The organism is Mesorhizobium carmichaelinearum, assembly GCF_900199455.1.
GTDB lineage: Bacteria > Pseudomonadota > Alphaproteobacteria > Rhizobiales > Rhizobiaceae > Mesorhizobium > Mesorhizobium carmichaelinearum.
In genome coordinates this window covers 636,117-661,849 of sequence record NZ_FZQR01000003.1, presented here as the reverse complement: position 1 = coordinate 661,849, position 25,733 = coordinate 636,117, and the positions used below count along the sequence as shown (strand labels likewise).

Here is a 25,733-nt window from a genome sequence, read left to right as displayed (position 1 = left end):
GGCAGGGTTTGGGGGCGGCGGTCCCTATTTCAGCTCAAGTAGCCGTTCGAGATAGCTGCGCTCGATATCGGGGCTGAGCGCGTTGCCGAGCCGCTTGCGGATCGCTTCCAGGATCTGGCGCGCGCGCTGGACGTCGATCTCGTCGGGGACCTTCACCGAATCGCCGAAATCCGGACCCTGGCTGGCGCGCGGCCGGCCGAGCGGGTCGCGGTCGGCATTCTGCTGACGCCCGCCTTCCTGGCTGCCGCCCTGGTCGCCTTGCATGGCCTGCATCTGCTTCATCATGTCCTTGGCGCCCTTGCGCAGCGCCTCGAGCGCCCGGCCCTGGTGCCCGACGGCCTCGTCGCCCTGGCCCTCGCCAAGCGCCTGCTCGGCGCTGCCCATGGACTTGCCGGCCTCGCCAAATCCTTCATTGGGCTCCATGCCCATGCCTTCGAGGCTCTTCTTCAGCTTATCGAGATCGCTCTTCAGCTGGCCCTGGCCTTCCTGCAACTGCTTCAGCGCATCGGCGAATTCCTGCGGCGTCATCGGCTTCGGCCTCGCCAGCGGATCGCGGTCCTGGCCAACGCCTGGCTTGTCCTGGTCTTCGCCACCGCCCTGGCCAAGTTGCTCGTCGCGGTTCTCTCCGCGCTGGCGCTCACCGCGCTGCATCTGGTCCATGCGGAAGGTGTCGTTCATCATCTCCTGCTGGCGCCGCAGGATTTCGCCGAGCTTGTCCATCTGCTGGCGCATCTGGCTGTCCTGCTCACCGCCCTGCTGCTGACGGCCGGCCTGGAGATTGTTCATCATGTCCTGCAGCTGCGACAGCAATTGCTGCGCCTTGTCGCGATCGCCCGATTTCGCCAGATTCTCGATCTGGTCCATCATCCGGTCGATGTCGCTCTGGCGCAGTTCCTGGCCGTTCTGCTGCATCTGCGGCGCATTCGGGTTCTGCTTGGCGCGTTCGGCGAATTCCTGCAGGAACTGGTTCATCGCCTCGCGCAGTTCCTTCATCGCTTTTTCGATTTCCTGGTCGCTGGCGCCGTTCTTGATGGCGTCCTGCAGGGCCTGCTGCGCCTGGCGCAGCCGCTTCTCGGCGGCCGAGAGGTTGCCCTCCTCGATGCCGAGCGCGATTTCCCAGAGATAGGCGACCTCGCTGCGCAGCTGATCGTCGTTGCCGGCCAGCTTCAGCCGGCTGCGCGCGCTCATGATGGCGAGGTAGTGGGACATGTTGTCGAACGTGTCTTCGGGCCGCAGCGTGATGGCGTCGATCAGGTCAACCACGCGGGGCTTGGCATTGGCGTCGAGCGCCAACAGGCGGCGCTGTTCGATCACCGCCCGGGCCAGCGGATTGGCGAACGGCCGCTCGGGCATCACCAGCGTCTTGGTTTCGCTCGACGCGGTGTGGCCGGCGTCGTCGGTGGCGACCAGCGTCAGCTTGATGCTGCTGCCGGCCCAGACATGCTCGGTCAGGTCCTTGGTGGTCTTGGCGGCATTCGACTTGCCGCCGCGGCGCGGCAGCGCCAGCGGCATTTCGGGCGGGCCGTAGAGTGGATGCGCATCCGGCGCCTGCGGGTCGGCCTGTTCGAAGACCGCCTTGGCGGTGGCGGCGCCGTAATCGTCGTCGATCTGGTAGTTGAGTTCGAAGGCGCCGTTGGCGGCGCGCTTGGGCTCGCCGACGAAGCGGATCTGCGGCGGCTTGTCCGCGATCACGGCGAAGGCCCAGCGGCCGAGCTGGTCCTCGCCCGATTTCAGAGTCAGCGTGCCGTCGCCGGTCAGCTTGCCGGTGAACTGGCGCACCTTTGATGGCGCCGCCGGGCTCACGGCTGGCTTGGCGGTGGCGGCCTGCGGTCCGGCCGGGTCGATGGTGCGAGCATTGCCATCCTTGTCGGCATAGGCGAGCGTTTCCTCGCCCGAGCCTCCGGTGACGCGCAAGGAGACGTCGCTGCCCTCGGGGACATGAAACGTCGGCGTCGCCTGGTTGGCGTCGGCGGTCAGGAAGATCGGCGGCTTGCCGGTGTAGGCCGGCGGCGTCACCCACGCATCGATGCGCGGCGGCACGGCATCATGCGCGCCGTGGGCGCTGAAGCCGTCAGTCATCCTGCCGCCGGTCGGCCCGAAGGAGAAGGCAAAGGCGGTGACGAGCAGGAGCGCCGCCACGGCGCGCAGCCCCCAAGGGTCGCGCTCCGGTACGCGCGTGCGCGGCAGGTCGGCGCCGAGGCTATCGAGCCTTGCCGCCATTCGCTTCTGGTGTTCGCGCCACAGCGCCTGCGAGAAGCTGCTTTCCCGGCCGCTTGGCCGGTCAGACTGCACCAGCACGGGGCTGTGCAGCAGTTCGTTGGCGGCCTCGATGCGGCGGTCGACCTCGGCGGGCCCAGGCAAGCGGAAGAAGCGCAACGGATAGAGCGCCGCCAGCCCTGCCAGGCCGAATGCCGCGACAAGGCCGATGCGCGCGATATCCGGTAGACGGGAGAAAACGCCGAACCAGGAGATGCTCAGGAACAGGCTGGCGACAATGATCAGCGGCAGCAGCAGCGGCCAGCCGCGCTCGACCATCATCGAGACCCGCGTCGCCAGCCGGCTGAGCGCAAGGCGCCCGGCGAAACCGCGATCGCTAGAGGTGGGTCGTTGCGTCATCGGCCCTTCCTGGAATCAGGCGGGATAGCCCGATCCTCACGACTCGAAGAATACCAGCAAACACGGCAAAGGCGAGGCGCTTTCAAAAAACGTGAAGCCCGCCGCTATGGCTGCGATCAGAAATTGGCGGGGTTTGCGTTGGCGCCACAGACCAGCACGGCGACGCGTTCGCCAGGTGCCGGCGTGTAGCGGCCGGACAGGATTGCGGCGAAGGCGGCAGCTCCACCCGGCTCGGAGATGATGCGCACCCGGTTCCACAACGCCTTCTGGGCGGCGATGATGTCGTCGTCGCTGACCAGGATGGAGCGCTCGACAAAAGCTTCGGCGATCGGAAACATCATTTCGCCGACGCGCTTTGGCGCCAGCGAATCGGCGGCGATGCCTTCCGCCGGCGCGTCGACGGGATGGCCGGCCTCGAAGGCGCGGTGAAGCGTCGGCGCGCCCTCCGGCTCGATGGCGATGATGCGGATACGGCCGGCATACCAGGCGGCGATGCCGCCGATCAGGCCGCCACCGCCGACGGCGACCAGCAGCGTGTCGATCTCAGGCAAGTCATTCTCGATTTCGAGCCCGAGCGTGCCCTGGCCGACCAGCGTTTCCTCCTGGTTGAAGGCGTGGATCTGCAAGGCGCCGGTTTCCTGCGCGAAACGTTCGCTGGCGGCCAGCGCCTCGGCATAGCGGGCACCGCCGACGACGAGGTCGGCGCCATAGCCGCGAATGCGGTCCAGCTTGGCCTGCGGGCTGACCTCGGGAACGAAGATGGTCGCCTTGTGGCCGAGGCGCATCGCGGCATAGGCGACGGCGGCGCCATGATTGCCGCCCGAGGCGGCGACGACACCGGCCGCAGGGACTGGCCTTTCCAGCAGATTGGTGAAGGCGCCGCGCGCCTTGAACGAACCGGAATGCTGCAGGCATTCGAGCTTGAGGTCGACCGCCAGCGACGGCCGGTCGAAGTCGGCCATGTCGACGCGCAGCACTGGCGTGTGCCTGATATAGGGTCGGATGCGCGGTTCCATCGCGGCAATGCGTTCGCGTGTGACGGTGCTGCCCTGCGACATGGCGATCTCCTCGGGATTGACAGTAATTAGTAACTTGGCAAAATGGCTAAATGCAAGAGGTTGATGTCTTCAAGGCGATCGCCAACGAACGCAGGCTGCAGATCCTCGACTGGCTGAAGGATCCGCGCGCGCATTTCCCGGCCCAGGCCGACGGCGATCTGGTCGAGGACGGCGTTTGCGCGCTGCTGATCGCCGAGAAGCTCGGCATCACGCAGGCGACGCTCTCCGAGCATATGCGCGTGCTCACCCAGGCCCGCCTGCTGCGGCCCAAGCGCATCAAGCAATGGACGTTCTACCGCCGCGACGAAGACAGGATCGCCGACACAAGGGCGCTCCTCCAGAACCGGCTGTAGCGCTGCCGACGGACGCTTCTACGCAAGCCAGTCGGGCACCGAATCCAACCCGATCAGATCGTCATAGGTCAGGCGCGGGCGCACGATGTGGAAACGGTCGCCGTCGACCAGCACCTCAGGCACCAGCAGGCGGGTGTTGTAGGTGCCGGCCTGCACGGCGCCGTAAGCACCGGCGGTGGAAACGGCAACGAGATCGCCGGCCTTCAGCCTGGGCAAGTCACGATCGACGCCGAGATAGTCGCCGGTCTCGCAGACCTGGCCGACCACGTCGACCATCATGCGCGGGGTGTCGGCCGGCGGCTGCACGACCGGCTTGATGTCGTGGAAGGCATCGTAGAGCGTCGGCCGGATCAGATCGTTCATGGCGGCGTCGACGACCAGGAAATTCTTGGCGTCGCCTTCCTTCACGAAGATCACTTCCGAGACGAGGATGCCGGCATTGCCAACGATCAGCCGGCCCGGCTCGAACATCACCTTCAGGCCGAGCTTGGTGACATGCTTCCTGACGATCTGGGCATAGGCATCGGGCAAAGGCGGCGGGTTGTTGTCGACGCGGTAGGGAATGCCCAGCCCACCGCCGAGATCGACATGCTCGATGGCATGGCCGTCGGCGCGTAGCGTGCCGACCAGATCGACCAGCAAGGCGAAGGCGTCGTCGAAGGGCTGCAACTCGGTGATCTGGCTACCGATATGGGTGTCGATGCCGGTGATCTTGATGCCCGGAAGCGTCGCCGCCCGGGCATAGACCTGCCGCGCCCGCTGCCACGCAATACCGAACTTGTTCTCGGCCTTGCCGGTCGAGATCTTCTTGTGAGTTTTGGCGTCGACATCGGGATTGATGCGCAGCGAGATCGGCGCCACCTTGCCGAGAGCCACGGCTCGGGCCGACAGGAGCTCGAGTTCCGGCTCGGATTCGACGTTGAAGCAAAGGATGCCTGCTTCCAGCGCAAAGTCCATTTCGCGCGCGGTCTTGCCGACACCGGAGAACAGGATCTTGCCGGCCGGGACGCCGGCGGCCAGCGCCCGGCGCAATTCGCCTTCCGAGACCACGTCGGCGCCGGCGCCGAGCTTGGCCAGGGTGCGCAGCACGGCCTGGTTGGAATTGGCCTTCATGGCGTAGCAGACCAGCGTGTCGAGGCCGGCAAAGGCCTGGGCGAACACGCGGTAATGCCTGGTCAGCGTGGCTGTGGAATAGCAATAGAACGGCGTGCCGACCTGAGCGGCGATATCGGGGATTGCCACGTCCTCGGCATGCAGCACGCCGTCGCGGTAGTCGAAATGGTTCACGAGAGTGGTTCCGGAAAGTTGGAGCACGAAGAGATCGGGTTTAGAAGACCAAACCCGGTCTGATCGGTTCTAGATCAGCGGGTCGAGGATGAACTTCTTGTCCTTGACCGGTTTTTCCGGCTCTGGCGGCAGCGGCTGCTTGGCCCTTTCGGCATCCTTGCGCGCCTGTTCGGCCGCTTCATAGGGCGTGTCGAGACCAGCCTTGCGGCCGCAGGCGGTCACGGCGGCCATCGCCACCAGCAGCGTCAGCGTCACCAAAATCCTGCTTCCGGTCATCGATCCATCCGTCCGAAACGTTTTGTCAGCCGCCGCTTTTAGCCGAGTTCTCTGCGTATTGCACCCTGGCTCAGCCTTTCGCCAGTCGCTTTTTCCAGTAGCGAATCTGCTTCCTCACTTCCGACGGCGCGGTGCCACCGAAACTGGTGCGGCTCTTGACCGAGTTCTGCACCGCCAGCACCGAGAATATGTCCGTCGTGATGCCGGGGTTGATCGACTGCAGATCCTCCAGCGAAAGCCTTTCCAGGCTCACCTTCTTCTCCTCGGCCAGCGCCACGGCGCGGCCGGTGACATGATGCGCCTCGCGGAACGGCAGGCCGAGCGTGCGCACCAGCCAGTCGGCGAGGTCGGTCGCGGTGGCGTGGCCGGAGCCGGCGGCCTTCTTCATCGCGGCGGCGTTGATCGTCATGTCCGAGACCATGCCGGTCATCGCCGCCAGCATCAGGTCGAGCGTCTCGGCGGCGTCGAACACCGATTCCTTGTCTTCCTGCATGTCCTTGCCATAGGTCAAAGGCATGCCCTTCATCACCGTCAGCAGGCCGACCAGATGGCCGTTGACGCGGCCGGTCTTGCCGCGCACCAGTTCGGCGGCGTCGGGGTTCTTCTTCTGCGGCATGATCGAGGAGCCGGTGGAAAACGAGTCCGACAGCCTGATGAAGCCGAATTGCGGCGTCGACCAGATGATGATCTCCTCGGCCAGCCGCGACAGATGCGTGGCGCAGATCGCCGCCATGGCGAGGAACTCCAGGGCGAAATCGCGGTCGGAAACGCTGTCCAGCGAATTGCGCATCGGCTCGCGGAAGCCGAGCGCCTTGGCGGTCTGGTGGCGGTCGATCGGGAAGCTGGTGCCGGCAAGCGCGGCCGCACCGAGCGGGCTCTCATCCATGCGTTCGATCGCATCACGCACGCGCGACAGGTCACGCGCAAACATCTCGACATAGGCCATGCAGTGGTGGCCGAAGGTCACCGGCTGCGCCGCCTGCATATGGGTAAAGCCCGGCATCACGGTCGCCGCATGCTCCTCGGCCCGCTCCAGCAGCGCCGTGATGAGCCCCTTCAGCGCTTCGGCGACGCGAATGCATTCGTCCTTGACCCAAAGCCTTAGATCCACGGCCACCTGGTCGTTGCGCGAGCGCGCGGTGTGCAGGCGGCCGGCGGCCGGGCCGATCAGGTCGGCGAGGCGGGCCTCGACATTCATATGGATGTCTTCGAGCTTGGTCGAAAACTCGAAGCTGCCGGCCTCGATCTCTTTCAGGATCGTGTTCAGGCCGTGAGCGATTTTTTCTTGATCGGCCGCCGAAATAATGCCCGTTTGCGCCAGCATCTCGCTATGGGCGATCGAGCCGCGGATGTCCTGCGCGTAGAGTTTGCGGTCGAACGAGATCGACGCGTTGATCGCTTCCATGATCGCGGCCGGACCCGAGGCAAATCGTCCGCCCCACATCTGGTTGCTGGTCTTCTTGTCGCTCATCGCTATAAAACCCGTGCTTCGGAGCAGTTGTGAGAAAATGGCAGACGGAAACAGATTTTTCCCGGCCCCGCGCCTGATCCTCGCCGCCCTGGTGGCGGGAGCGCTGGCCGGCGCGGTCGCGGTATATGTCAGCGAGAGCCGGTCTGGCAACAATGCACCGGCCCAGGTGGCGGTCGGCGGCAGCAAGGATGATGTCGCCTGTGCCGCCAAGAGCGACCGCGCCAAGAAGATCGCGGCCGCTGCCACCGGCGAGGTCGCCGCGCTTTTGCCCGCCGATCCGCCGCAGTCGATGAAGAGTCTTGCCTTTAATGGTCCGGACGGCAAGCCGATGACGATCGCCGACCATGCCGGCAAGACGGTGCTGCTCAACCTCTGGGCGACATGGTGCGCGCCGTGCCGTGCCGAAATGCCGGCGCTCGATGCGCTGCAGAAGGAGAAAGGCAGCGATACCTTTCAGGTCGTTGCCGTCAATGTCGACGCCGGCGACGATGTGAAGCCGAAGAAGTTTCTCAAGGACACAGGCGTCAAGGCGCTCGGCTACTACCGGGATTCGACGGTGGCGCTGTTCAACGACCTCAAGGCGCGCGGCCTGGCGCTCGGCCTTCCCGTCACCATGCTGATCGACGGCGAAGGCTGCCTGATCGCGCATATGAACGGCCCGGCCGAATGGTCGGGGCCTGACGCCAGGCGGCTGGTCGAGACGGCACTCGGTTCGTGAACCTCATGCCTGTATTCGGCAGCCTGTCGCCCAAAACCGAATTCGGTATTGGGCTGCTGACATCAGGCTGAGCGCGCGCTTGGCTTGAGCAATACGAGACTGCCATCCCGACGGTCGGCGCGCACCGGAGTGCGCTTGCCGTTGCCGGTCAGGTCGTCGAACGCCTCGATCGGCGCCGGCTTGCCGAGATAGTAGCCCTGGCCGATCTCACAAGCTTCCGCATCCAGGAACTTCAGCTCTCCAAGCGTCTCGACGCCTTCGGCAAGAACCGGCAGGCCAAGGCCGCGCCCCAGCCCCAGCACGGCGCGCACGATCGCGGCGACCTGGCCGTTGGTATCGACCGCCTTGATGAAGGACGAGTCGATCTTGATCTTGTCGAAGGGGAAGGCGCGCAGGTTGGAGAGCGAGGAATAGCCGGTTCCGAAATCGTCCATGGCCACGCGCACGCCGAGCGACTTGACCTGCCGCAGGGTTGCCAGCGCACGCGGCATGTCCTTCACCAGCGCGGTTTCGGTGATCTCGAGTTCCAGCCTTGTCGGAGCAAGACCTGTTCTTAGCAAGGTCTCGTGGACCTTGCGGCTGAAATTGGGATTGTGAAGCTGGACCGCGGAGACGTTGACGGCGACCGTCAGCGGATTTTCCCAGCGGGCGGCTTCCTCGCAGGCCGCGTCGAGCACCCAGTCGCCGATCTGCCCAATGGCGCCGCTGTCTTCGGCCACCGGGATGAATATTGCCGGGGAGACGTCGCCGCGTTCGGGATGGCGCCAGCGGATCAGGGCTTCGAAGCCAACCATCCTGCCGCTGCTGATCTCCTTCTGCGGCTGGTAGACGAGGTAGAATTCGCCGCGCACCACGGCCTGGCGCAATTCGTGCTCCATAATGCGCTTGTCGCGGGCTTCGGCGCCCATCGACGCCTCGAAATAGCGATACGTGTCCCGGCCTTCGGTCTTGGCGCGGTAGAGCGCCGTGTCGGCGTGGCTGATCAGGCTGGTCTGGTCCTCGGCATCGAGCGGATAGACCGCGATGCCGATGCTGGCCGAGACCAGCCCGCCACCAGCCGCGGCCCGGTTCTCCTCACGCATGGCGGCGAGCAGCGCCCCCGCGATGCGGCCCGCCGCCTGCGGGTCGGGCAGGTTGGGGGCAATGATGGCGAATTCGTCGCCGCCGAGGCGCGCAAGCATCTGTCCATGGCGCAGAACGCCGGCAGCGCAGGTCGCCACCTTCTGCAGCATCGCATCGCCGGCGCCATGCCCGTAAAGGTCGTTCACCTCCTTGAAACGGTCGAGGTCGAACAAAAGGAGCGCGAGATGCCGGGGTTTGGCGCCCTTGTCGGCATTGGCGTTCCGGTTCATCGATGCGATTTCCGCGTCGAGACGGCTGGAAAAGGAGCGGCGGTTGGCAAGTCCCGTCAGCGGGTCGAAATGGGCGAGGCGAAGGATCTCCTCTTCCGCCTTCTTGCGTTCGCGGATGTCGCGGACGGCGATGACGTTGTGGGGCTTGCCGCAATAGTCGATGCTTCGGGCGATCAGTTCGACGGGAATTCGCGTTCCGTCGCGGTTCCTCAACTCCGCCTCCCACGGCTGGCCTTCAACGCTCGCCGCTTCGCTTGCGGTGCGTTCGTCGAAGATCTCGCCCAGCTCCATGCCGTTCAACGTCGCGGCCAGTGTGCCGGTCAGTTTGCCCATGCTGTCATTGGCGCTGACGATGCGGTTGCCGTCACAGACAATCAGGCCCTCCACGGCGGCATTGGCCAGGCCGTGCATGCGGTCGACTTCGAGTTTTTGGCGACGGAAGCGCAAATCGATCCACAGCGCCGATGCCGACAGCACCAGGATCACCAGCGTGGCGGCGGCGGCCGCGAAGGCCTGCGAGGTCGGCTCGATCGTGTATTCGGATATGACGATCGAGGAATCGGGAAAGATCGAGACGGCCCCCATGGCGATGAAATGCAAGGTGCAGATCGCCAGCGTCAGCAGCACCGCGCCGACGGATGTTGCTGCCAAGGAGGGACGGCGCAGAACGACATGCAGCGCCAGCGCCGCAAGCGTTACGCCCGCCAGCAAGGAAACGGCGACAAGCAACAGGTTCCATTCGATCCGGCCCTGGACCTCGAATGCCGCCATGCCGATATAGTGCATGGCCGCGATACCGCGCCCAGAACGGCGCCGCCGACGAGACGATACTCGAACTCGTCCCGCAAGGTGGCGATCCACATGCCGGCCGCCGTCAGCGCGACCGAGCCGGCGAGCGAAAGCACGGAAAGCCACGGATCGTAGGCACTGGGTATGCCCGGCGTGAACGCAAGCATGGCGATGAAATGCGTTGCCCAGATGCCGAAACCGGTCGAAGTCGCCGCGATCATCAGCCAGGCCAGCCGGTTCCGGTCTGTCGAGCGGCTGATGTGGCGAAGCAGGCTGACAGCAGAGAAACAGGAAATCCCGCAGATCAGCGCGGCAAGTGCGACCAGTCTCAGATCGTGCTGGTTCACGATGCAATTGTAGACAGTCAACATCTTATTTCCCCAAGCCCATTGGAAATAAAAAACGAAATATGACTGAATAAAGCTTGGCTGTTGAAGGATCGATGAAGTCAGCTGCAACCATAGCGTGCTTTCCCGGCGCAACATGGCTGCCGGGATGACAGGCTTTTTCCGGCTGAGGCCAGCTATTTCAGGCGAATGGTCACCGCCAGGGCTTCATGATCCGAACTCGGACTGCCGTCCGGCAATATGGCGGCGATAACGGCAGGCGCGCTGGCCAGGAGGCCGCGGGTGAAGAACCAGTCAATGCGGCCGACCGGCGTCCCGGCCTCACGCCGCTGGGTGGGCAGGTCGAGGTTGTTGGCGGCCTGCCAGTCAAAGCCGCTCCCGGCGAGAACCGCAAACAGCGGCTCGTGGCGTTCAACATCGATCAGCCGGCCCGGTTCGGCCGCGACCCGTGCCAGCCAGGCCGCCGGATCGCCATGGCGTTCGTTATGGCTTGCGGTCAGCGTGTTGAAGTCGCCGCCAAGCAGCACCGGCGCTTCCGGATCATACTTGTCGATGGCGTCGAGGAGGTGGCGCGTCTGGATGGCCCTGCCGGCCGGATCGGTACGGTTTTCCAGATGCACCGAGACGACCGTCACCCTGCGGTTGCCGATCTGCACCTGGCCACCGATCGCCATGCGCCCGCCGACGCGGGGCTGGCCGCGTTCCGGCCGGAACCAGCCACCGGCGGCGTCGAGGCGCACCAGGAAGGGGCGGAGCAGCGGGACGGCGCTGGTCACGGCATTGCCGTGAAAGCCTTCCGCATTGGTGGCCTCGCCGGTGGCCGAACGCTCGGCCTCGTTGCCGCCGCCAAGTTCGACAAACTCGACGCCATAGGCGAAGGCATGGCCGAGCCTATCGGCCACTGTGCGCAGCGGATGGCCGTTGCCGGAACGCGCCATGCCCTGGTCGACTTCCGACAACAGCACGATGTCGGGAACCTGCGCGGCAAGCGTTGCCGCAATGGCGTCGACATGACGCAGCCGCTCGACGTTCCAGGTCACCACCTTCAGGCTCTCGCCGGCGCTGGCGCGCGATGCCGTGCCGCCGATTTCGATCTGGCCGAGGGCCGGAATGGCGGCGGCATGCCGCAAATGGGTGGCGCTGTCGCGCGGGCCTTCGCGCATCGCCTGCCTGTCGGCGATGGACACATGCGTCAGTTGCTGCACCAGCATTTCATCATCCCTTTAGCCGGATAATCATAGCGGCCGATCATGGTCTTTACGTCCCCGACAGTCGCCCTAGCTACCTAGGACGCCGGTGTGACGTTTTGATGCCGGCCAAGCCGCCGAGGGAGAGGAGCGAGCAGCTGTGCAAAGGCCGGAGGCCCACAACAGAACTGTCACATACCTTCTCTAAGAGAGCGGGCAAGGACTTGCGCAAGACCCTTGTCACCAGCCACTCAAGAGGGAAAACCATGACCATGATCAAGCGGGGCTTTGCTGCCCTTGCCGCTGGCGCGCTCAGCACCGCGCTGGCGATGCCTGCCTTTGCAGAGCCGGTAAAATTCGATTTCTGGTTCGGCCTTTCGGGCGATCTCGCCCGCGTCGTCGACACGCTGTGCAAGAACTTCAACGCCTCGCAGACCGACTATGAAGTCGTCTGCACCAGCCAGGGCAATTACGACGCCACGCTGCAGAACACCATCGCCGCCTTCCGCGCCGGCAAGCAGCCTGCCGTCGTCCAGGTCTATGACGTCGGCACCGCCACCATGATGCTGTCGGGCGCCTACAAGCCCGCCGACAAGCTGATGGAAGAAAACGGCTACAAGATCGACTATGCCGACTATTTCCCCGGTATCGCGCGCTACTACGCGACGTCGAAGGGCGAGATGCTGTCCTTCCCGTTCAATTCCTCGACCGCGCTGCTGTACTGGAACAAGGACGCCTTTGCCAAGATCGGCAAGACCGAGGCGCCGAAGACCTGGGAAGATGTCGGCGCCGACCTCAAGGCGATGAAGGATGCCGGCTATGAATGCCCGATGGCCATCAACATTTCGGCCAATGAGAGCTGGCAGCTGATGGAGCAGTTCTCGGCCATCCACAATCAGCCGATCGCCACCAAGAACAACGGCTACGACGGCCTCGACGCGCGCCTGGAAGTCAACAAGACCAAATTCGTGCAGTACGTCACCGATCTCAAGAAATGGTATGATGCCGGCCTGATCAAGATCAAATCCAAGGACCTCGGCCAGGACATGGTCCAGGCCTTCGCCTCGGGCACCTGCCAGGTCATCATGACCTCGGTCGGCGACCACGGCACCGTCGGCAAGACGCATAAGGAAGGCATGAATTGGGATGTCGCCGAACTGCCGGTCTATGCCGGCACCGAGCGCAAGAATTCGCTCGTCGGCGGCGCTTCGCTTTGGGTTCTCTCCGGCAAGTCGGATGCGGAATACAAGGGCGCCGCGGCGTTCCTGAACTTCATCCACGATCCCAAGACCGCATTGTTCTGGTCGACCAACACCGGCTACATCCCGGTGACCAAGTCGGGCTTCGACTACATGAAGTCCAGCGGCTTCTACGACAAGGCGCCCTACAAGGGCCGTGAAACCGCCATCGCCAGCCTGACCGCTTCCGAGCCGACCGAAATCACCCGCGGTGTGCGCCTGGGCAACTTCACCCAGATCCGCGCCGAGTTCGGCACGCAGATGCAGGCGATCTTCGCCAACAAGGTCAGCGTCCAGGAAGGCCTCGACACGCTGGTCAAGAATGGCGACGCCATCCTCGACCGCTTCCAGCAGACCTATCCGGGCAAGACCCTGCCCTGATCGCTTAATTTTCAGGCTGCCCGTCGACTCATGCTTCGAGTCGACGGGCAGTTGTTTCGCGTATTTAATGCAAACGTGACTGGCCGCTCAGCGGCATCGGCGGACCGATGGAAAAACGCGTCACCTTCAGCAGTTGGACGATTGGCATCCTTTTCGCGGTGCCGCAACTCCTCCTGATCTTCACGTTCTTCTACTGGCCGGCCGGCCAGGCCGTGTACTGGTCGCTGACGCTGCAGCAGCCCTGGGGCGGCGGCAACATCTGGGTCGGGCTCGACAATTTCCGTTCGATCCTGTCCAACGCCGACTACTGGAACTCGATCACCGCCAGCCTTGTCTTTGCCGGCATCAGCACCGGTCTTGCGATGTTCATCGCGCTGGTGCTCGCCGCCTTGACCGACCGGCAGCTCGCCGGCTCGCGGCTCTATCGCGTGGTGTTGATCTGGCCCTACGGCATCGCGGCACCTGCGTTGGCACTGGCGTTCCGCTTCATCCTGGCGCCGGAGGCGGGGTTCCTTTCCGCCATCAACCGGATGTGGCCGGGGATCTGGGATCCGGGTCTCGATGGCGCGGATGCCATGGCGTCGATCATCGTCGCCTTCTCTTGGAAATATGTCGGCTACAACTTCATCTTCTTCCTGGCCGCATTCCAGGCCATCCCGCGTTCGCTTATCGAGGCGGCGGCGATGGACGGGTCCGGCGTCATCAGGCGTTTCTGGGACATCCAGTTTCCGCTGATCACGCCGACGATCTTCTTCCTCTTGGTCATCAACATCACCGAAAGCTTCCAGGATTCCTTCGGCATCGTCGACATCATGACATCAGGCGGCCCGGCGAACGCGACCAATCTGATGGTCTACAAGATCTATTCCGACGGCTTCAAAGGTTTGGATTATTCGGGTGCCGCCGCGCAGAGCATCATCCTGATGCTGCTCATCATCGTGCTCACCATCTTCCAGTTCCGCTTCATCGAGCGGCGCGTGCATTACGGGTGAGGATGACATGGTAGAGCGCACCCCATTCCTCAATTTGTTCACGCATCTGATCCTGTTCGTCGGTTTTGTCTTCTGCGTCGCGCCGTTCGTGGTCGTCGCCATCGCCGCGTCGCACAACCTGCGGGATGTCAACGATGTGCCGATGTCGCTGCTGCCGGGCAGCGACTTCTGGGTCAACATCAAGACTGCGTGGGTGACGGCCGGTCTCGGCCCCAAGCTGCTCAACAGCTTCATCGTCGCCGGCGGCGTGGCGGCGGGCAAAGTGATCATTTCGGCGCTCACCGCCTTCTCGATCGTCTATTTCCGCTTTCCCGGCCGGATGTTCATCTTCTGGCTGATCTTCGTCACCCTGATGCTGCCGCTGGAAGTGCGCATCGTGCCGACCTACGCGGTCGTCGCCAATGTGCTGTCGCCCTATCAGGCCATTTTCGACGTGATAGGCTTGAGCTGGCTGATCGAGAAGGTGTCGGGCGTGCAGGTCTCGCTCAGCCTCGGGCTGCTCAATTCCTACCCCGGACTGATCCTGCCGTTGGTCGCCACGGCCACCGGTACGTTCCTGTACCGGCAGTTCTTCCTCACCGTGCCGGATGAACTGACCGAGGCAGCGCGTATGGACGGTGCAGGGCCGCTGCGTTTCTTCATCGATGTCCTTCTTCCGCTGTCGCGCAACAATATGGCGGCGCTCGGCACCATCATGTTCCTGTGGGCCTGGAACCAGTATCTGTGGCCGCTGCTCATCACCACCGACCAGTCGCATGCGATGGCGGTGACCGAGCTCAAACAGCTGATCCCCAATGTCGGCGGCACTCCGGAATGGCACATTGCCATGGCCGGCACGCTGATCGTCATGCTGCCGCCGCTGCTTGTCGTGGTGCTCATGCAACGCTGGATCGTGCGTGGCCTGATCGCCACCGAGAAATAACAGGAGACAAAAATGGCCTCCATCACCATACGCGGCGTCAAGAAGAATTACGCCAAGACGCAGGTCGTGCACGGTGTCGACCTCGACTTCGCCTCGGGCGAATTCGTCGTCATCCTCGGACCGTCCGGCTGCGGCAAGTCGACGCTGCTGCGCATGATCGCCGGGCTTGAGGACATTTCCGGCGGCACGATCGCCATCGACGGCACGGTGGTCAACAGACTGGAACCACGCGAGCGCGGCTGCGCCATGGTGTTCCAGAACTACGCGCTCTATCCGCATATGAGCGTGGCGCAGAACATCGGCTATTCGCTCAAGGTTGCCGGCGTTCCCTCGGCGGAACGTACACAGCGGATCCAGGCGGTCGCGCGTACGCTCGAGCTCGAACACCTGCTCGACCGCAAGCCGATGGCGCTTTCCGGCGGCCAGCGCCAGCGCGTCGCCATGGGCCGGGCGATGATCCGCGAGCCAAAGGTGTTCCTGTTCGATGAGCCGCTGTCCAATCTCGACGCCAAGCTGCGCGTGCAGATGCGCTCGGAAATCCGCAAGCTGCACCGCCGGCTGAACGCCACCTCCGTCTTCGTCACTCATGACCAGGTCGAGGCGATGACGCTTGCCGACAGGCTGGTGGTGATGAATGGCGGACGGGTCGAACAGGTCGGTACACCGGCGGAAGTCTACAGCCGTCCGGCCAGCCGCTTCGTCGCCACCTTCGTCGGGGCGCCGGCGATGAACATTCTGGAAGGCACGGTCGAGCTCGACGGGCTGTCGCTGCTCGGCGGTAGCCGGCACCTGACCATGACACGCGCCGGCCTGCCGGTCGGCACCAAGGTCGCGATGGGCATCCGGCCGGAAGCCGTGCGCCTGGTGGCGCCGAATACTGCGGGCGCGCTCAAGGCCACTGTCGACCTGGTCGAGGAATTGGGCGCGGGCCGGGTCATCTATGTCGATCTCGACGGCGCACCGTTTTCGGTGATGACGTCGGAGGCCATCCACCCTGAACCCGGCAGCCCGGTCGGCCTGAAGTTTTCGCCGGAGGACATGCATTTCTTCTCGCCGGAGACGGGAAGCCGCCTCGATGTCTTCAAGGCGTCCGTACCCGAGCCGGCGCTCTGATTCTCAAGCCTCGTTGAGCAGTGGCCGATCTACTCGGCCGAATCCGGAAAACGCATCATCGCGTGACCTCGCCACTGCATGCCGGGCGCAGCGCCGTCAGACCTTCAGGTGAACACATGTGCCTTTCCGGACACGGTGAGCCGCACGATCTCGCCGACCGCCGGGGCATCCATGCCGGATTTGCGCAGGATCAGCGGCGTGTTGCCGATCGCGGCGGCATCCGGCGGATCGGCGTTGTTCAGCAGCCGCACCGCGACCGTGCATGTCGAGCCGGCGAATTCCGATTCCGTCACCTCGCCGAACAGCATGTCCGGCGTGCCCGACATGCCCTCGCGCGATGTCCGTTTCAGCCCGATCTGCTCCGGCCGCAGCATGATGCGGGCGATATCGCGGCTGTCATTGGTGTCGACGGCGATGCGGCCGAGTGGCGAGCTGGCGAAGCCGCCAGAAATGCTTGCCGGCAGGATGATGGCATCACCGAGGAATTCGGCGATCATCCTGTCCTTCGGCTTGAGGTAGAGATCGCGCGGCGTGCCGACCTGCGAGAATATGCCGTCGCGCATCACCGCCACTTGGGCAGCGAAGGACAGCGCCTCGGCCTGGTCGTGCGTCACCAGAATGGTGGTGATGCCGGCCGCCTCCAGCAGTTCGGCCACCGCCTTGCGCATCGAGGCGCGCAGGCCGGTATCCAAGGCCGAGAACGGCTCGTCGAGCAGCATCAGCCTTGGCTTCATCGCCATGGCGCGGGCGAGCGCCACGCGCTGCTGCTGGCCGCCGGAGAGTTCGTGCGGGCGGCGCTTGAGGATCGCCTTGTCCAGCCCGACGATATAGGCGAGTTCGACGATACGCTCGGTGCGCTTGTCCTCGCCGCGGCCCAGGCCGAAACCGATATTGTCCGCGATGGTCAGATGCGGGAACAGCGCGCCGTCCTGCGCCACCACACCGATGCCGCGGCGATGCGCCGGGACAGCGGCGCCGCCATTGGCCAGCACCTCGCCGTCGAGCACGATGCGGCCCTGGTCAGGTGCCTCGAAGCCGGCGATCAGCCGCAGTAAGGTCGTCTTGCCGCAGCCGGAGGGGCCAACAATTGCGGTCCGGCTGCCGCTGGCGACATTGAGGTCGACGCCGGCCAGTGCGGCGACCGGGCCGTAATGCTTGTGCAGGCCGCTGATTTCGAGAAAGCTCATCGTCCAGCCATCCGTTTCGACTGGATATAGAGCAGCCAGGTCAGCGGCAGCGACATCGCCACCATGATGAAGGCGTAAGGCGCCGCCGAGGCGTAGTCGATCTCGCCGCTGTAGGACCAGAACGCCATCGCCAGTGTGCGGGTGCCGTTCGGCGCCAGCATCTGGGTCGCGGTCAGTTCGTTCATGATGCCGAGCGCCACCAGCGCCATGCCGGCCGCGGCACCGGGTGCCGACAGGCGGATGGTCGTCGACCACAGCGCGTTGAGCGGACGCCGGCCAAGGCTGGACGCGGCGCGCTCGAGTTCGACCGGGGCCTGGGCGATCGAGGCGCGCAGGCTGACCAGGGCCCGCGGCAGGAACATGAGTGCATAGGCGACCAGGATGGTGAACAGCGTCTGATAGAGCGGAAGCGCAATGCGCACGGTGATGGTGACCAACGCCAGCGCGATGACGACACCCGGTAGCGAGCCGACGATGTAGTTGCAACCCTCCAGCAGGCGCTGCAACGGCCCCGGCGCGCGGATCGAGATCCAGGCCATCGGCATGGCGGCGACGGTGGCGAGCAGCGCGCCGGCAAGCGCCAGGAACAGCGTCTGGCCGAGCGCCAGGCCGATCTCGTCGAGACGCCAGACATCGGCGCCGCCGGCGACGAGCCAGCGGCCGATGGTGACGAACGGCACACCAAGCGCCAGCAGCGTGGTGACGACCAGCAAGGCCAGGCTCGGAACGGTGGCGCGGCCGAGCCTCGTGCGCTGCTGGTAGCGCGCCGCGCCGGAGCCGACACGGGCATAACGCTCCTCGCCGCGCACCAGCACTTCGAGACCCAGAAGCACGAAGCAGCAAGTCACCAGCACGCCGGCCAACATGTTGGCGGCCGGTCCATTGAAGGTCGACTGGAACTGGTCGACGATCGCGGTGGTGAAGGTGTCGAAGCGGATGAAGACGTAGAGGCCGTATTCGGCCAGCAGATGCAGTCCGACCAGCAGCGAGCCGCCGCAGATGGCGAGCCTGAGCTGCGGCAGCACGACCCGCCAGAAGACGCGCCAGGGTCCAAGGCCAAGGGCGGCAGCCGCATCCTCGAGGGCGGGGTCGAGACGGCGCAGCGCCGCCGATATGGGCAGATAGAGGAAGGGGAAATAGGCGATCACCGACACCAGCACGCCAGCCCACAGGCCGTGCAGCCCGGGCACCATGGTGATCCAGGCATAGGAGTGCACGAAAGCGGGGATGGCGAGCGGCGCCACGCACAGCCAGGCCCACAGCCGGGCGCCGGGCAGGTCGCTGCGCTCGGTCAGCCAGGCCAGTGCGACCGACAGCACGATGGCGATCGGCACGGCCAGCAGCTCGAGCAGCGTGGTGTTGACCAGCAGTTCGCCGACGCGCGGCCGGAAGACCAGTGCGTAGACAGTCTCCCAGCCGGTCTGCACCGCGATCCAGATGATGAAGGCGAGCGGTACAAGGGCGAGCAGCGAGACGAGAACAGCGGCAGTGACAAGCCAGGGTGCCGCCCGCCGCTGCGGCCTTCTGCGCATCTTCGGCGGCAAGCCCGAGCGCGTGAGATCGACGGCGGACTGCATCAGGTCAGACGCCGTGCCGCTGCCGTCCAGCGGCAGCAATTGAAGAACCGCGATCGCGGCCAGGAACGCAGCGTGTCGTCATCGACGAATGCCATCTCGAAAACAAAACGCTCCCGCGGAAGTCCCGCGGGAGCACGGTCTGACGTCCTTATCAGGACGAACGGCAACTAAAGCAAGCCGGCTGCCGTCATCAGGTCGGTGACCTTCTTGGAGTTCAGCGTCGTGGGGTCGACCTTCGGTGCCTGCAGATCGACCAGCGGCACCAGCTTCGGGTTGGACCCGGCACCCTTACCGACAGCGTATTCGAAGGAGGTCCCGTTCTTCAGCACGTCCTGGCCGCCCTTGCCGGTCACCCATTTCAGGAAGGCCTGGGCTTCCTTCGGATGCTTGCTCGAGGCGAGCACGCCGCCGCCGGAGACCGAGACGAAAGCGCCCGGATCCTGGTTCTTGAAATAGTGCAGCGCGACGCTCTTGCTGTTCTCGCCGGTCTTGGCCTGATCGCCAAAGTAGTAATAGTGATAGATCACCCCGCCTTCGATCTCGCCGGCGTTGACCGCCTTCATCACGGTGCTGTTGCCCTTGTAGGCGGTGAAATTCGCCTTCATCGCCTTCAGCCAGTCCGCCGTGGCGGCCTCACCCTTGAGTTGCAGCAAAGCGCTGACGATGGCCTGGAAATCGGCGCCCGAGGGCGAGGCCGCCCAACGGCCCTTCCAGCTCGGATCGGCGAGGTCGAGCAGCGACTTGGGCAACTGGTCGGCCTTGAGCTTGGTCGTGTTGTAGGCAAAGACGGTGCTGCGCGCGGCCACGCCCACCCATTTGCCGCTGGCGGCCTGGTAGTCCTGCGGTACCTGGGCCAGCGTGTCGGCGTCGACCGGCGCGAACAGGCCGGCATTCTCGACCAGCACCATGGCTGGCGAGTTTTCGGTGAGGAACACGTCGGCTGGCGAGGCGGCGCCTTCGGCGACGATCTGGTTGGAGAAGTCGCTGTCGCCGCCATTGCGCAAGGTGACCTTGATGCCGGTTTCCTTGGTGAAGCCTTCGGCCCATTCCTTGGCCAAGCTTTCGTGCTGGGCGTTGTAGACGATGATGCCGGCGTCCTCGGCCATCGCCGGACCGGCAGCCAGGCTGATTGCAAGTGCGGCGGCACCAGCAAGGGCGGAAAGGGTGAATTTCATGGCGTCATCCTCGATATCGTTGGTCTTTGCACGCTGCACCTATCGATACCTGACAGGCATAGTCAACATTGTTGGTCTGCTTCAATCGGTCGCTGAGGCGCAAAGGTCGATGCAAAGCGGACAATTCCATGTGATGGCGGCCTGAATCGACGGTTTCTCGCGAAACTGGATCGCAAGGCCTGTAAGGTGACCCGGTATGCGGCTGTGCCTTTAGGACCCGCAAACTTTCGTGATTTGCCCATAGTTTGGCTTGGACATTATTTCGCCGGCCACGTAACAAATCAGTGCCGAGACACGAAAATCGGGGGAGTGAACTCTTGTGAGCGGCAAGGACGAGGCCGAGCTTTCCCGGCTGTTGCGGGCCGCGATCGCGGGAGATGAAAGGGCCTACGCCGACTTTCTGCACCGGATTGCCGCGCTGGTGCGCGGTTTTGTCCGGCGCAAGATCGTGCAGGGCGGGGTCGATCCCGAGGATGTCGTGCAGGAAACCTTGCTGGCCATTCATGTGAAACGGCATACCTGGCGCCAGGACGCGCCGGTGCTGCCGTGGATCTATGCCATTGCCCGCTTCAAGCTGATCGATGCGTTCCGGCGGCGCGGTCGGCGCATCGAAATCGATGTCGACGATATCGCCGAGACCTTCGCCGAGCCGGAGACCGAAACCGTCAGCGAGCGCGACATCAACCGGGCCCTGGACGGGTTGCCGCCGGCGCAGCGCTCGGTGGTCTCGGCCGTATCGGTGGAAGGCCGCTCGATCGGCGAAACGGCAGCGAAGTTCGGCATCAGCGAGACGGCGGTGCGTGTGTCGCTGCATCGTGGGCTCGCCGCCATAGCCAAGCGATTCGGGCAGGGCCGATTTGGGCGGGAATGACATGAGGACCGAGGATCTCATCAAGGCGCTCGACGCCGATGCAAGCAGCAAGGCGATGCCATTGCGCTCGGCCTGGTGGCTGGCTGCCTGTGCGGCCATTGTCATCGCGGCAGTCGTTTTCCTGCTGACGATCGGCCCGCGCCCGGACTTCATGGTGGCCGCGCACACGATGCGCTTCCTCTCCAAGTTCGTTTTCACCATCGTGCTGGCCGTCAGCGCCTTCGCCCTGATCCGCGCTTTGTCGACGCCGGGGGCCTCGACACGGTGGGCGATGGCAGGGATGCTGGCCGCGCCCGTGCTGGTGGCCGTGGCGGTGGTGCTGGAACTCTTCATGGTGCCGGAGGCGCTGTGGGGCACGCGCATGGTCGGTTCCAACATGATGATCTGCATGGGCTTCATCCCGCTGATCGGCATCGGCCCGCTGGCCATCTTCCTGTGGATGCTGCGCTATGGCGCGCCGACACGGCCGGTGCTTGCCGGCGCGGTCGCGGGCCTGCTCGCCGGCGGGCTGGCGGCGACCTTCTACGCCGCGCATTGTTTCGACGATTCGCCGCTTTTCGTCGCCACCTGGTACACGATCGCCATCGCAGCGCTTGCCTTGCTTGGTGCGCTTGGCGGGCGGTTGTTCGTGCGTTGGTAGCAGGATACCGGCGGCTACACCCGCGAATACCGATCCTTAATCATGCCGGCAATTGTTTGCCGGTTGTCCATGTCATCAGTACCCCAGGCGCAACCTTTCTTTAAAATCGATCCTTCAGGGTTTTAACGGGAAAAAGCGATTGCCCACGGGGGTGGCACGGATCGTGAGATTACCAGGACCCATCAGGCTCCACAGACACGCAGCGCCGGCGCTGCTTGTGGCTGGCCTCGCTGTTGCGGTGGCCTCGGTCATGCTGTCGAGGCTGGACCTTGGCGCCGAGGCACTCAGACTTTGTCTTCAGATATCGGTCGCCATTGCGGGCGGCGCGCTTTTCCTCGCCGGGCTGTTTGTCGTTCGCATCTCTGCCGACCGGCGGCAGATCGCGCAGAGCGAGCAGCGATTTCGCAGGGCCATGCAGGATTCGGCGATCGGCATCGCCATTGTCGGGCTGAACGGGCGTATTCTGGAAACCAATCCGGCCTTCGCCTCGATGCTTGGCTACAGTCGCGAAGAGATCGAGGCGCTGACCTTTTTCCAGATCACCCATCCTGACGACCTGCATGTCGGGCGGGAAACCATGGAAGGCATCAAAGCGGGCACGGTCAACGCCTTCCAGTTCGAAAAGCGTTACCTCAAGAAGGACGGCACAGCTGTCTGGGCGCATCTCGCCGGTTCCGTCATTCGTGACGAGAAAAGCGGGCGCCCGCTCTATCTCGTCTCACAAATCGAGGACATCGACGCGCGCAAGCAGGCCGAGGCGCGCATCGCAGAGGCCGAAACGCGCTGGAATTTCGCGCTCGCCGGCGCCGGCCAGGGCGTCTGGGATCTCGACGTGCGCAAAGGCGGCACGACCTATTCCTCAACCTGGGTCAAGATGCTGGGTTATGCGGATGGCGAACTCGACGGCGATCCGGACCGCTGGCTGACCATGATCCATCCCGACGACCGCGAGACCGTCGCCGAAGCGGACCGCGCCCACCTTGACGGACAGACAGAGTTTTTCGAGGCCGAGTTCAGGATGCGCCACAAGGATGGCCGCTGGGTCTGGATCCTCGACCGCGGCAAGGCCATCGAGCGCGACGGGGACGGGCGTCTGATCAGGGCCATCGGCAGCCTGACCGACATCACCCGGCGCAAGCAGGCCGAAGAGCGCCTGACCCTGTCGGCGGCAATGCTGGCCGACGAGAAAGAACGGCTCCGGGTGACGCTGCAGTCGATCGGCGATGCCGTCATCTGCACCGATGCGGCCAATCGCGTCACCTTCATGAACCCGGTTGCCGAGAAGCTGACCGGCGTTTCCGGCGAGGCGGCGCTCGGCAAGACGCTCGGCCATGTCTATTGGGCGGTCGATGAGGAGACAGGTCACAGGATCGGCGTGACGCGGCCGGCGATCGGCGCGGAGGCGCCTTCCGACCAGAACAGCCGTGCCGTGCTGATCCGCCGCGACGACACACGCTGCAGCATCCGCCAGGTCGTGTCGCCGATCATGAACGAGCGCAACGAATTCTGCGGGCTGGTCATCGTCTTCCAGGACTTCACCGATGCGCGCGCCCTGCAGCGCCAACTTGCCCACGCCGCCGCGCATGATGCGCTGACCGGCCTTGCCAATCGCTCGAGCTTCATCCGAACCATGGAGGGATTGGTCGATCAGGCGCGCAAGGACGGCACGACGGCCGGAAGCGGCCATCAGTTCATGTTCATCGACCTCGACCATTTCAAGCTGGTCAACGACACGGGTGGCCACGCCGCAGGCGACGCCTTGCTGAGGCGGGTCGCGGAGGCCGTGCGCGGTGTGCTTGGTCCTGAAGACATCGTCGCGCGCCTGGGCGGCGACGAATTCGCGGTCATCCTGAAATCGGGTTCGACCGCGGGCGCCAGGATCGCGGCGCGCTCCGTCATCGACGCGATAGCCGGGCTGAACTTCACCTGGGACGGCCGGCCGCACGCGATCGGCGCCAGCATCGGCCTGGCGGCGATCTACGCCAATTGCGGCGAAGTCGACGAGATCATCGCAAAGGCCGACGCCGCCTGCTATGCGGCCAAGGCCGCCGGCCGTGGGTGCGTTTCGGTGGCGCCGGATGACAGGATCACCGACGACAGGTCAGAACCGCCCGCGCCGCTTGCCGCGGCGTCGTAGAGCGTTTCACCGTTTCATGGAAACGGCGAACCACTCGAACTCTTTGTTTTGACGCAATTCCCAAGGGAAAGCGCTCTGCGCTTTTCCCGGGAAAACCGCTCACACTTTTCCTGGAATTGCTCTAGCGCGTCGGAACGGGGTGCTCGCCGCGATAGTCGTAGAAGCCGCGTCCGGTCTTGCGCCCGAGCCAGCCGGCTTCGACATACTTCACCAGCAACGGGCAGGGGCGGTACTTCGAATCCGACAGCCCGTCATGCAGCACCTGCATGATCGACAGGCAGGTGTCGAGGCCGATGAAGTCGGCCAGCTGCAGCGGTCCCATCGGATGGTTGGCGCCGAGCCGCATGGCGGTGTCGATGGCATCGACCGAGCCGACACCCTCATAGAGCGTGTAGATCGCCTCGTTGATCATCGGCAGCAGGATGCGGTTGACGATGAAGGCCGGGAAATCCTCCGAGACCGTGATCGTCTTGTCGAGCTGCTTCACATAGGTCTTCGCCGCTTCGAAGGTCTGGTCCTCGGTGGCGATGCCGCGCACCAGCTCGACCAGCTTCATCAGCGGCACCGGGTTCATGAAATGTATGCCGATGAAGCGCTCCGGCCGGTCGGTCTGCGCGGCAAGCCGGGTGATCGAGATCGACGAGGTGTTGGTCGCCAGTATGGCTTCGGGGTTGAGCTGCGGACAGAGCTGGGCATAGATCTTGCGCTTGACCGTCTCGTCCTCGGTCGCCGCCTCGATCACCAGATCGGCGCCGGCGAGATCTGCCATCGCCGGTGCCGAGGCAATGCGCGCCATCGCCTGGTTGCGTAGCTTTTCGTCGAGCTTGCCGGAGCCCACCTGGCGGGCCATGTTGCCGCTGATGGTGGCGATGCCCTTCTCGATGCGGTCGGGCGATATGTCGTAGATCAGCACCTTGTAGCCCGAAAGCGCGGAGACATGGGCGATACCCCCGCCCATCTGGCCTGCGCCGATGATGCCGATCGTCTCGATCTTGCTCATTACACCGATCCCGTCCAAAGGCTTTTGCAGCCTGCTTTTTGTGCGGTGCAAACTAAAAGGGCGGGGCGACTTCGTCTACCCCACCCCAAGCATTTAATACGCTTTGTCAGAGAGCGTCAAAGCGCCTTCTGCAACTCCGGCAGAATGACGAAGAGATCGCCGACGAGGCCGTAGTCGGCAACCTGGAAGATCGGTGCCTCCTCGTCCTTGTTGATGGCGACGATAACCTTCGAATCCTTCATGCCGGCGAGATGCTGGATGGCGCCGGAGATGCCGACCGCGATGTAGAGATCGGGAGCGACGACCTTGCCGGTCTGGCCGACCTGCCAGTCGTTCGGCGCATAGCCGGCATCGACCGCCGCGCGGGACGCGCCAACGGCGGCACCGAGCTTGTCGGCGACGGGCAGGATGACCTCCTGGAACTTTTCCGAGGAGCCAAGCGCGCGGCCGCCCGAGATGATGATCTTGGCCGAGGTCAGCTCCGGACGGTCGTTCTCCGACAGCTTGTTCTCGACGAAGGTGGAGAGTCCCGGATTGGCCGCCGCCTTGACGGTCTCGACGGCGGCGGAGCCACCCTCGGGCGCTGCCTGGAAAGAGGCGGTGCGCACGGTGATGACCTTCTTGGCGTCGGTCGACTGCACGGTCTGGATGGCGTTGCCGGCATAGATCGGCCGCTTGAACGTGTCGGGCGAGACCACTTCGATGATCTCGGACACCTGCGCGACATCGAGCAGGGCCGCCACGCGCGGTGCGACGTTCTTACCAGAGGAGGTGGCGGGGGCGATGATGGTGTCGTAGCCGCCGGCGAGCGACACGACGAGTGCGGCCGTCGGTTCGGCGAGGCGCTCGGCGAGTTCGTCGGCTTCGGCCAGCAGCACCTTGCTCACACCCTTGAGCTTGGCGGCGGCGTCGGCAGCGCCCTTGGCGCCCTTGCCGGCCACCAGCACATGCACGTCCGAGCCGATCTGCAGGGCCGCCGAAAGCGCCTTGGCGGTCTGGTCGGAAAGGGTGGCGTTGTCGTGTTCGGCGATGAGGAGAATGGTCAT

At 64.5% G+C, this 25,733-nt stretch carries 20 protein-coding genes and 1 pseudogene; 9 read left to right on the top strand and 12 right to left on the bottom strand.

Annotated elements, in window-relative coordinates:
* Positions 1–24: 24 nt before the first annotated feature.
* Positions 25–2,616, bottom strand: coding sequence for a TIGR02302 family protein (locus tag CKW40_RS09850; protein WP_095199698.1), 2,592 nt, complete (start codon positions 2,614–2,616; stop codon positions 25–27).
* 116 nt (positions 2,617–2,732) lie between these two features.
* Positions 2,733–3,674 (bottom strand): threonine/serine dehydratase, encoded by a 942-nt coding sequence (locus CKW40_RS09845; protein WP_095199697.1) that lies wholly within the window; start codon positions 3,672–3,674, stop codon positions 2,733–2,735.
* Positions 3,675–3,724: 50 nt separating this feature from the next.
* On the opposite strand from CKW40_RS09845, the gene CKW40_RS09840 reads away from it, so the two are divergent.
* Positions 3,725–4,027: an ArsR/SmtB family transcription factor gene (locus CKW40_RS09840; protein ID WP_095199696.1), complete on the top strand. Its 303-nt coding sequence runs from the start codon at positions 3,725–3,727 to the stop codon at positions 4,025–4,027.
* 18 nt (positions 4,028–4,045) lie between these two features.
* On the opposite strand, the gene lysA is transcribed toward CKW40_RS09840, so the two are convergent.
* The 3 genes from lysA to argH all read right to left on the bottom strand — a co-directional run bounded on the left by lysA (position 4,046) and on the right by argH (position 7,061).
* The gene (lysA, locus tag CKW40_RS09835) at positions 4,046–5,314 is read right to left on the bottom strand and encodes a diaminopimelate decarboxylase (protein ID WP_095199695.1); all 1,269 of its coding nucleotides are present in this window, start codon (positions 5,312–5,314) and stop codon (positions 4,046–4,048) included.
* A 69-nt stretch (positions 5,315–5,383) separates the two neighbouring features.
* Complete coding sequence (locus tag CKW40_RS09830; protein ID WP_095199694.1) at positions 5,384–5,590, bottom strand: hypothetical protein; 207 nt, start codon at positions 5,588–5,590, stop codon at positions 5,384–5,386.
* Positions 5,591–5,660: 70 nt separating this feature from the next.
* Positions 5,661–7,061, bottom strand: a complete 1,401-nt coding sequence (gene argH / locus CKW40_RS09825) for an argininosuccinate lyase (protein WP_095199693.1) — start codon at positions 7,059–7,061, stop codon at positions 5,661–5,663.
* Positions 7,062–7,098: 37 nt separating this feature from the next.
* On the opposite strand from argH, the gene tlpA reads away from it, so the two are divergent.
* Positions 7,099–7,779: a thiol:disulfide interchange protein TlpA gene (gene tlpA / locus CKW40_RS09820; protein WP_095199692.1), complete on the top strand. Its 681-nt coding sequence runs from the start codon at positions 7,099–7,101 to the stop codon at positions 7,777–7,779.
* A gap of 62 nt (positions 7,780–7,841) precedes the next feature.
* Here tlpA and CKW40_RS09815 read toward each other — a convergent pair.
* Positions 7,842–10,291: pseudogene (locus tag CKW40_RS09815) on the bottom strand (putative bifunctional diguanylate cyclase/phosphodiesterase).
* Positions 10,292–10,443: 152 nt separating this feature from the next.
* Positions 10,444–11,478 (bottom strand): endonuclease/exonuclease/phosphatase family protein, encoded by a 1,035-nt coding sequence (locus CKW40_RS09810; RefSeq protein WP_095199691.1) that lies wholly within the window; start codon positions 11,476–11,478, stop codon positions 10,444–10,446.
* Between the two features lie 242 nt (positions 11,479–11,720).
* Here CKW40_RS09810 and CKW40_RS09805 point away from each other — a divergent pair, with 242 nt between their 5' ends.
* The 4 genes from CKW40_RS09805 (at position 11,721) to CKW40_RS09790 (ending at position 16,100) form a co-directional block, all read left to right on the top strand.
* Positions 11,721–13,073 carry an extracellular solute-binding protein gene (locus CKW40_RS09805; protein ID WP_095199690.1) on the top strand — a complete coding sequence of 451 codons (1,353 nt, stop codon included), beginning with the start codon at positions 11,721–11,723 and terminating at the stop codon, positions 13,071–13,073.
* Between the two features lie 107 nt (positions 13,074–13,180).
* A complete protein-coding gene (locus tag CKW40_RS09800) occupies positions 13,181–14,065 on the top strand; it encodes a carbohydrate ABC transporter permease (RefSeq protein WP_095199689.1) in 885 nt (294 codons plus the stop codon).
* A gap of 7 nt (positions 14,066–14,072) precedes the next feature.
* A complete protein-coding gene (locus tag CKW40_RS09795; RefSeq protein WP_095199688.1) occupies positions 14,073–14,987 on the top strand; it encodes an ABC transporter permease subunit in 915 nt (304 codons plus the stop codon).
* Positions 14,988–14,999: 12 nt separating this feature from the next.
* Positions 15,000–16,100 (top strand): sn-glycerol-3-phosphate import ATP-binding protein UgpC, encoded by a 1,101-nt coding sequence (locus CKW40_RS09790; protein WP_095199687.1) that lies wholly within the window; start codon positions 15,000–15,002, stop codon positions 16,098–16,100.
* A 104-nt stretch (positions 16,101–16,204) separates the two neighbouring features.
* Here CKW40_RS09790 and CKW40_RS09785 read toward each other — a convergent pair whose 3' ends face one another.
* The 3 genes from CKW40_RS09785 to CKW40_RS09775 form a co-directional block, all read right to left on the bottom strand.
* Positions 16,205–17,287: an ABC transporter ATP-binding protein gene (locus CKW40_RS09785; RefSeq protein WP_095199686.1), complete on the bottom strand. Its 1,083-nt coding sequence runs from the start codon at positions 17,285–17,287 to the stop codon at positions 16,205–16,207.
* On the bottom strand, positions 17,284–18,864 hold the full coding sequence (locus CKW40_RS09780; protein WP_179297902.1) for an ABC transporter permease: 1,581 nt from the start codon (positions 18,862–18,864) through the stop codon (positions 17,284–17,286). The genes CKW40_RS09785 and CKW40_RS09780 overlap by 4 nt, the downstream gene beginning before the upstream one ends.
* Positions 18,865–19,031: 167 nt before the next feature.
* Entirely contained in the window at positions 19,032–20,039 is a 1,008-nt protein-coding gene (locus CKW40_RS09775; RefSeq protein ID WP_095199759.1) for an iron ABC transporter substrate-binding protein, read from the bottom strand.
* A 319-nt stretch (positions 20,040–20,358) separates the two neighbouring features.
* Between CKW40_RS09775 and CKW40_RS09770 the strand changes: the two genes are divergently transcribed.
* From CKW40_RS09770 to CKW40_RS09760, 3 genes are all read left to right on the top strand, one after another.
* Positions 20,359–20,910: a sigma-70 family RNA polymerase sigma factor gene (locus tag CKW40_RS09770; RefSeq protein WP_095199684.1), complete on the top strand. Its 552-nt coding sequence runs from the start codon at positions 20,359–20,361 to the stop codon at positions 20,908–20,910.
* A 1-nt stretch (position 20,911) separates the two neighbouring features.
* On the top strand, positions 20,912–21,550 hold the full coding sequence (locus CKW40_RS09765; protein ID WP_095199683.1) for an NrsF family protein: 639 nt from the start codon (positions 20,912–20,914) through the stop codon (positions 21,548–21,550).
* A gap of 217 nt (positions 21,551–21,767) precedes the next feature.
* Entirely contained in the window at positions 21,768–23,687 is a 1,920-nt protein-coding gene (locus CKW40_RS09760) for a PAS domain S-box protein (RefSeq protein ID WP_244571141.1), read from the top strand.
* Positions 23,688–23,808: 121 nt separating this feature from the next.
* On the opposite strand, the gene CKW40_RS09755 is transcribed toward CKW40_RS09760, so the two are convergent.
* A complete protein-coding gene (locus tag CKW40_RS09755; RefSeq protein WP_013892834.1) occupies positions 23,809–24,687 on the bottom strand; it encodes a 3-hydroxybutyryl-CoA dehydrogenase in 879 nt (292 codons plus the stop codon).
* 116 nt (positions 24,688–24,803) lie between these two features.
* The gene (locus tag CKW40_RS09750; RefSeq protein ID WP_095199681.1) at positions 24,804–25,733 is read right to left on the bottom strand and encodes an electron transfer flavoprotein subunit alpha/FixB family protein; all 930 of its coding nucleotides are present in this window, start codon (positions 25,731–25,733) and stop codon (positions 24,804–24,806) included.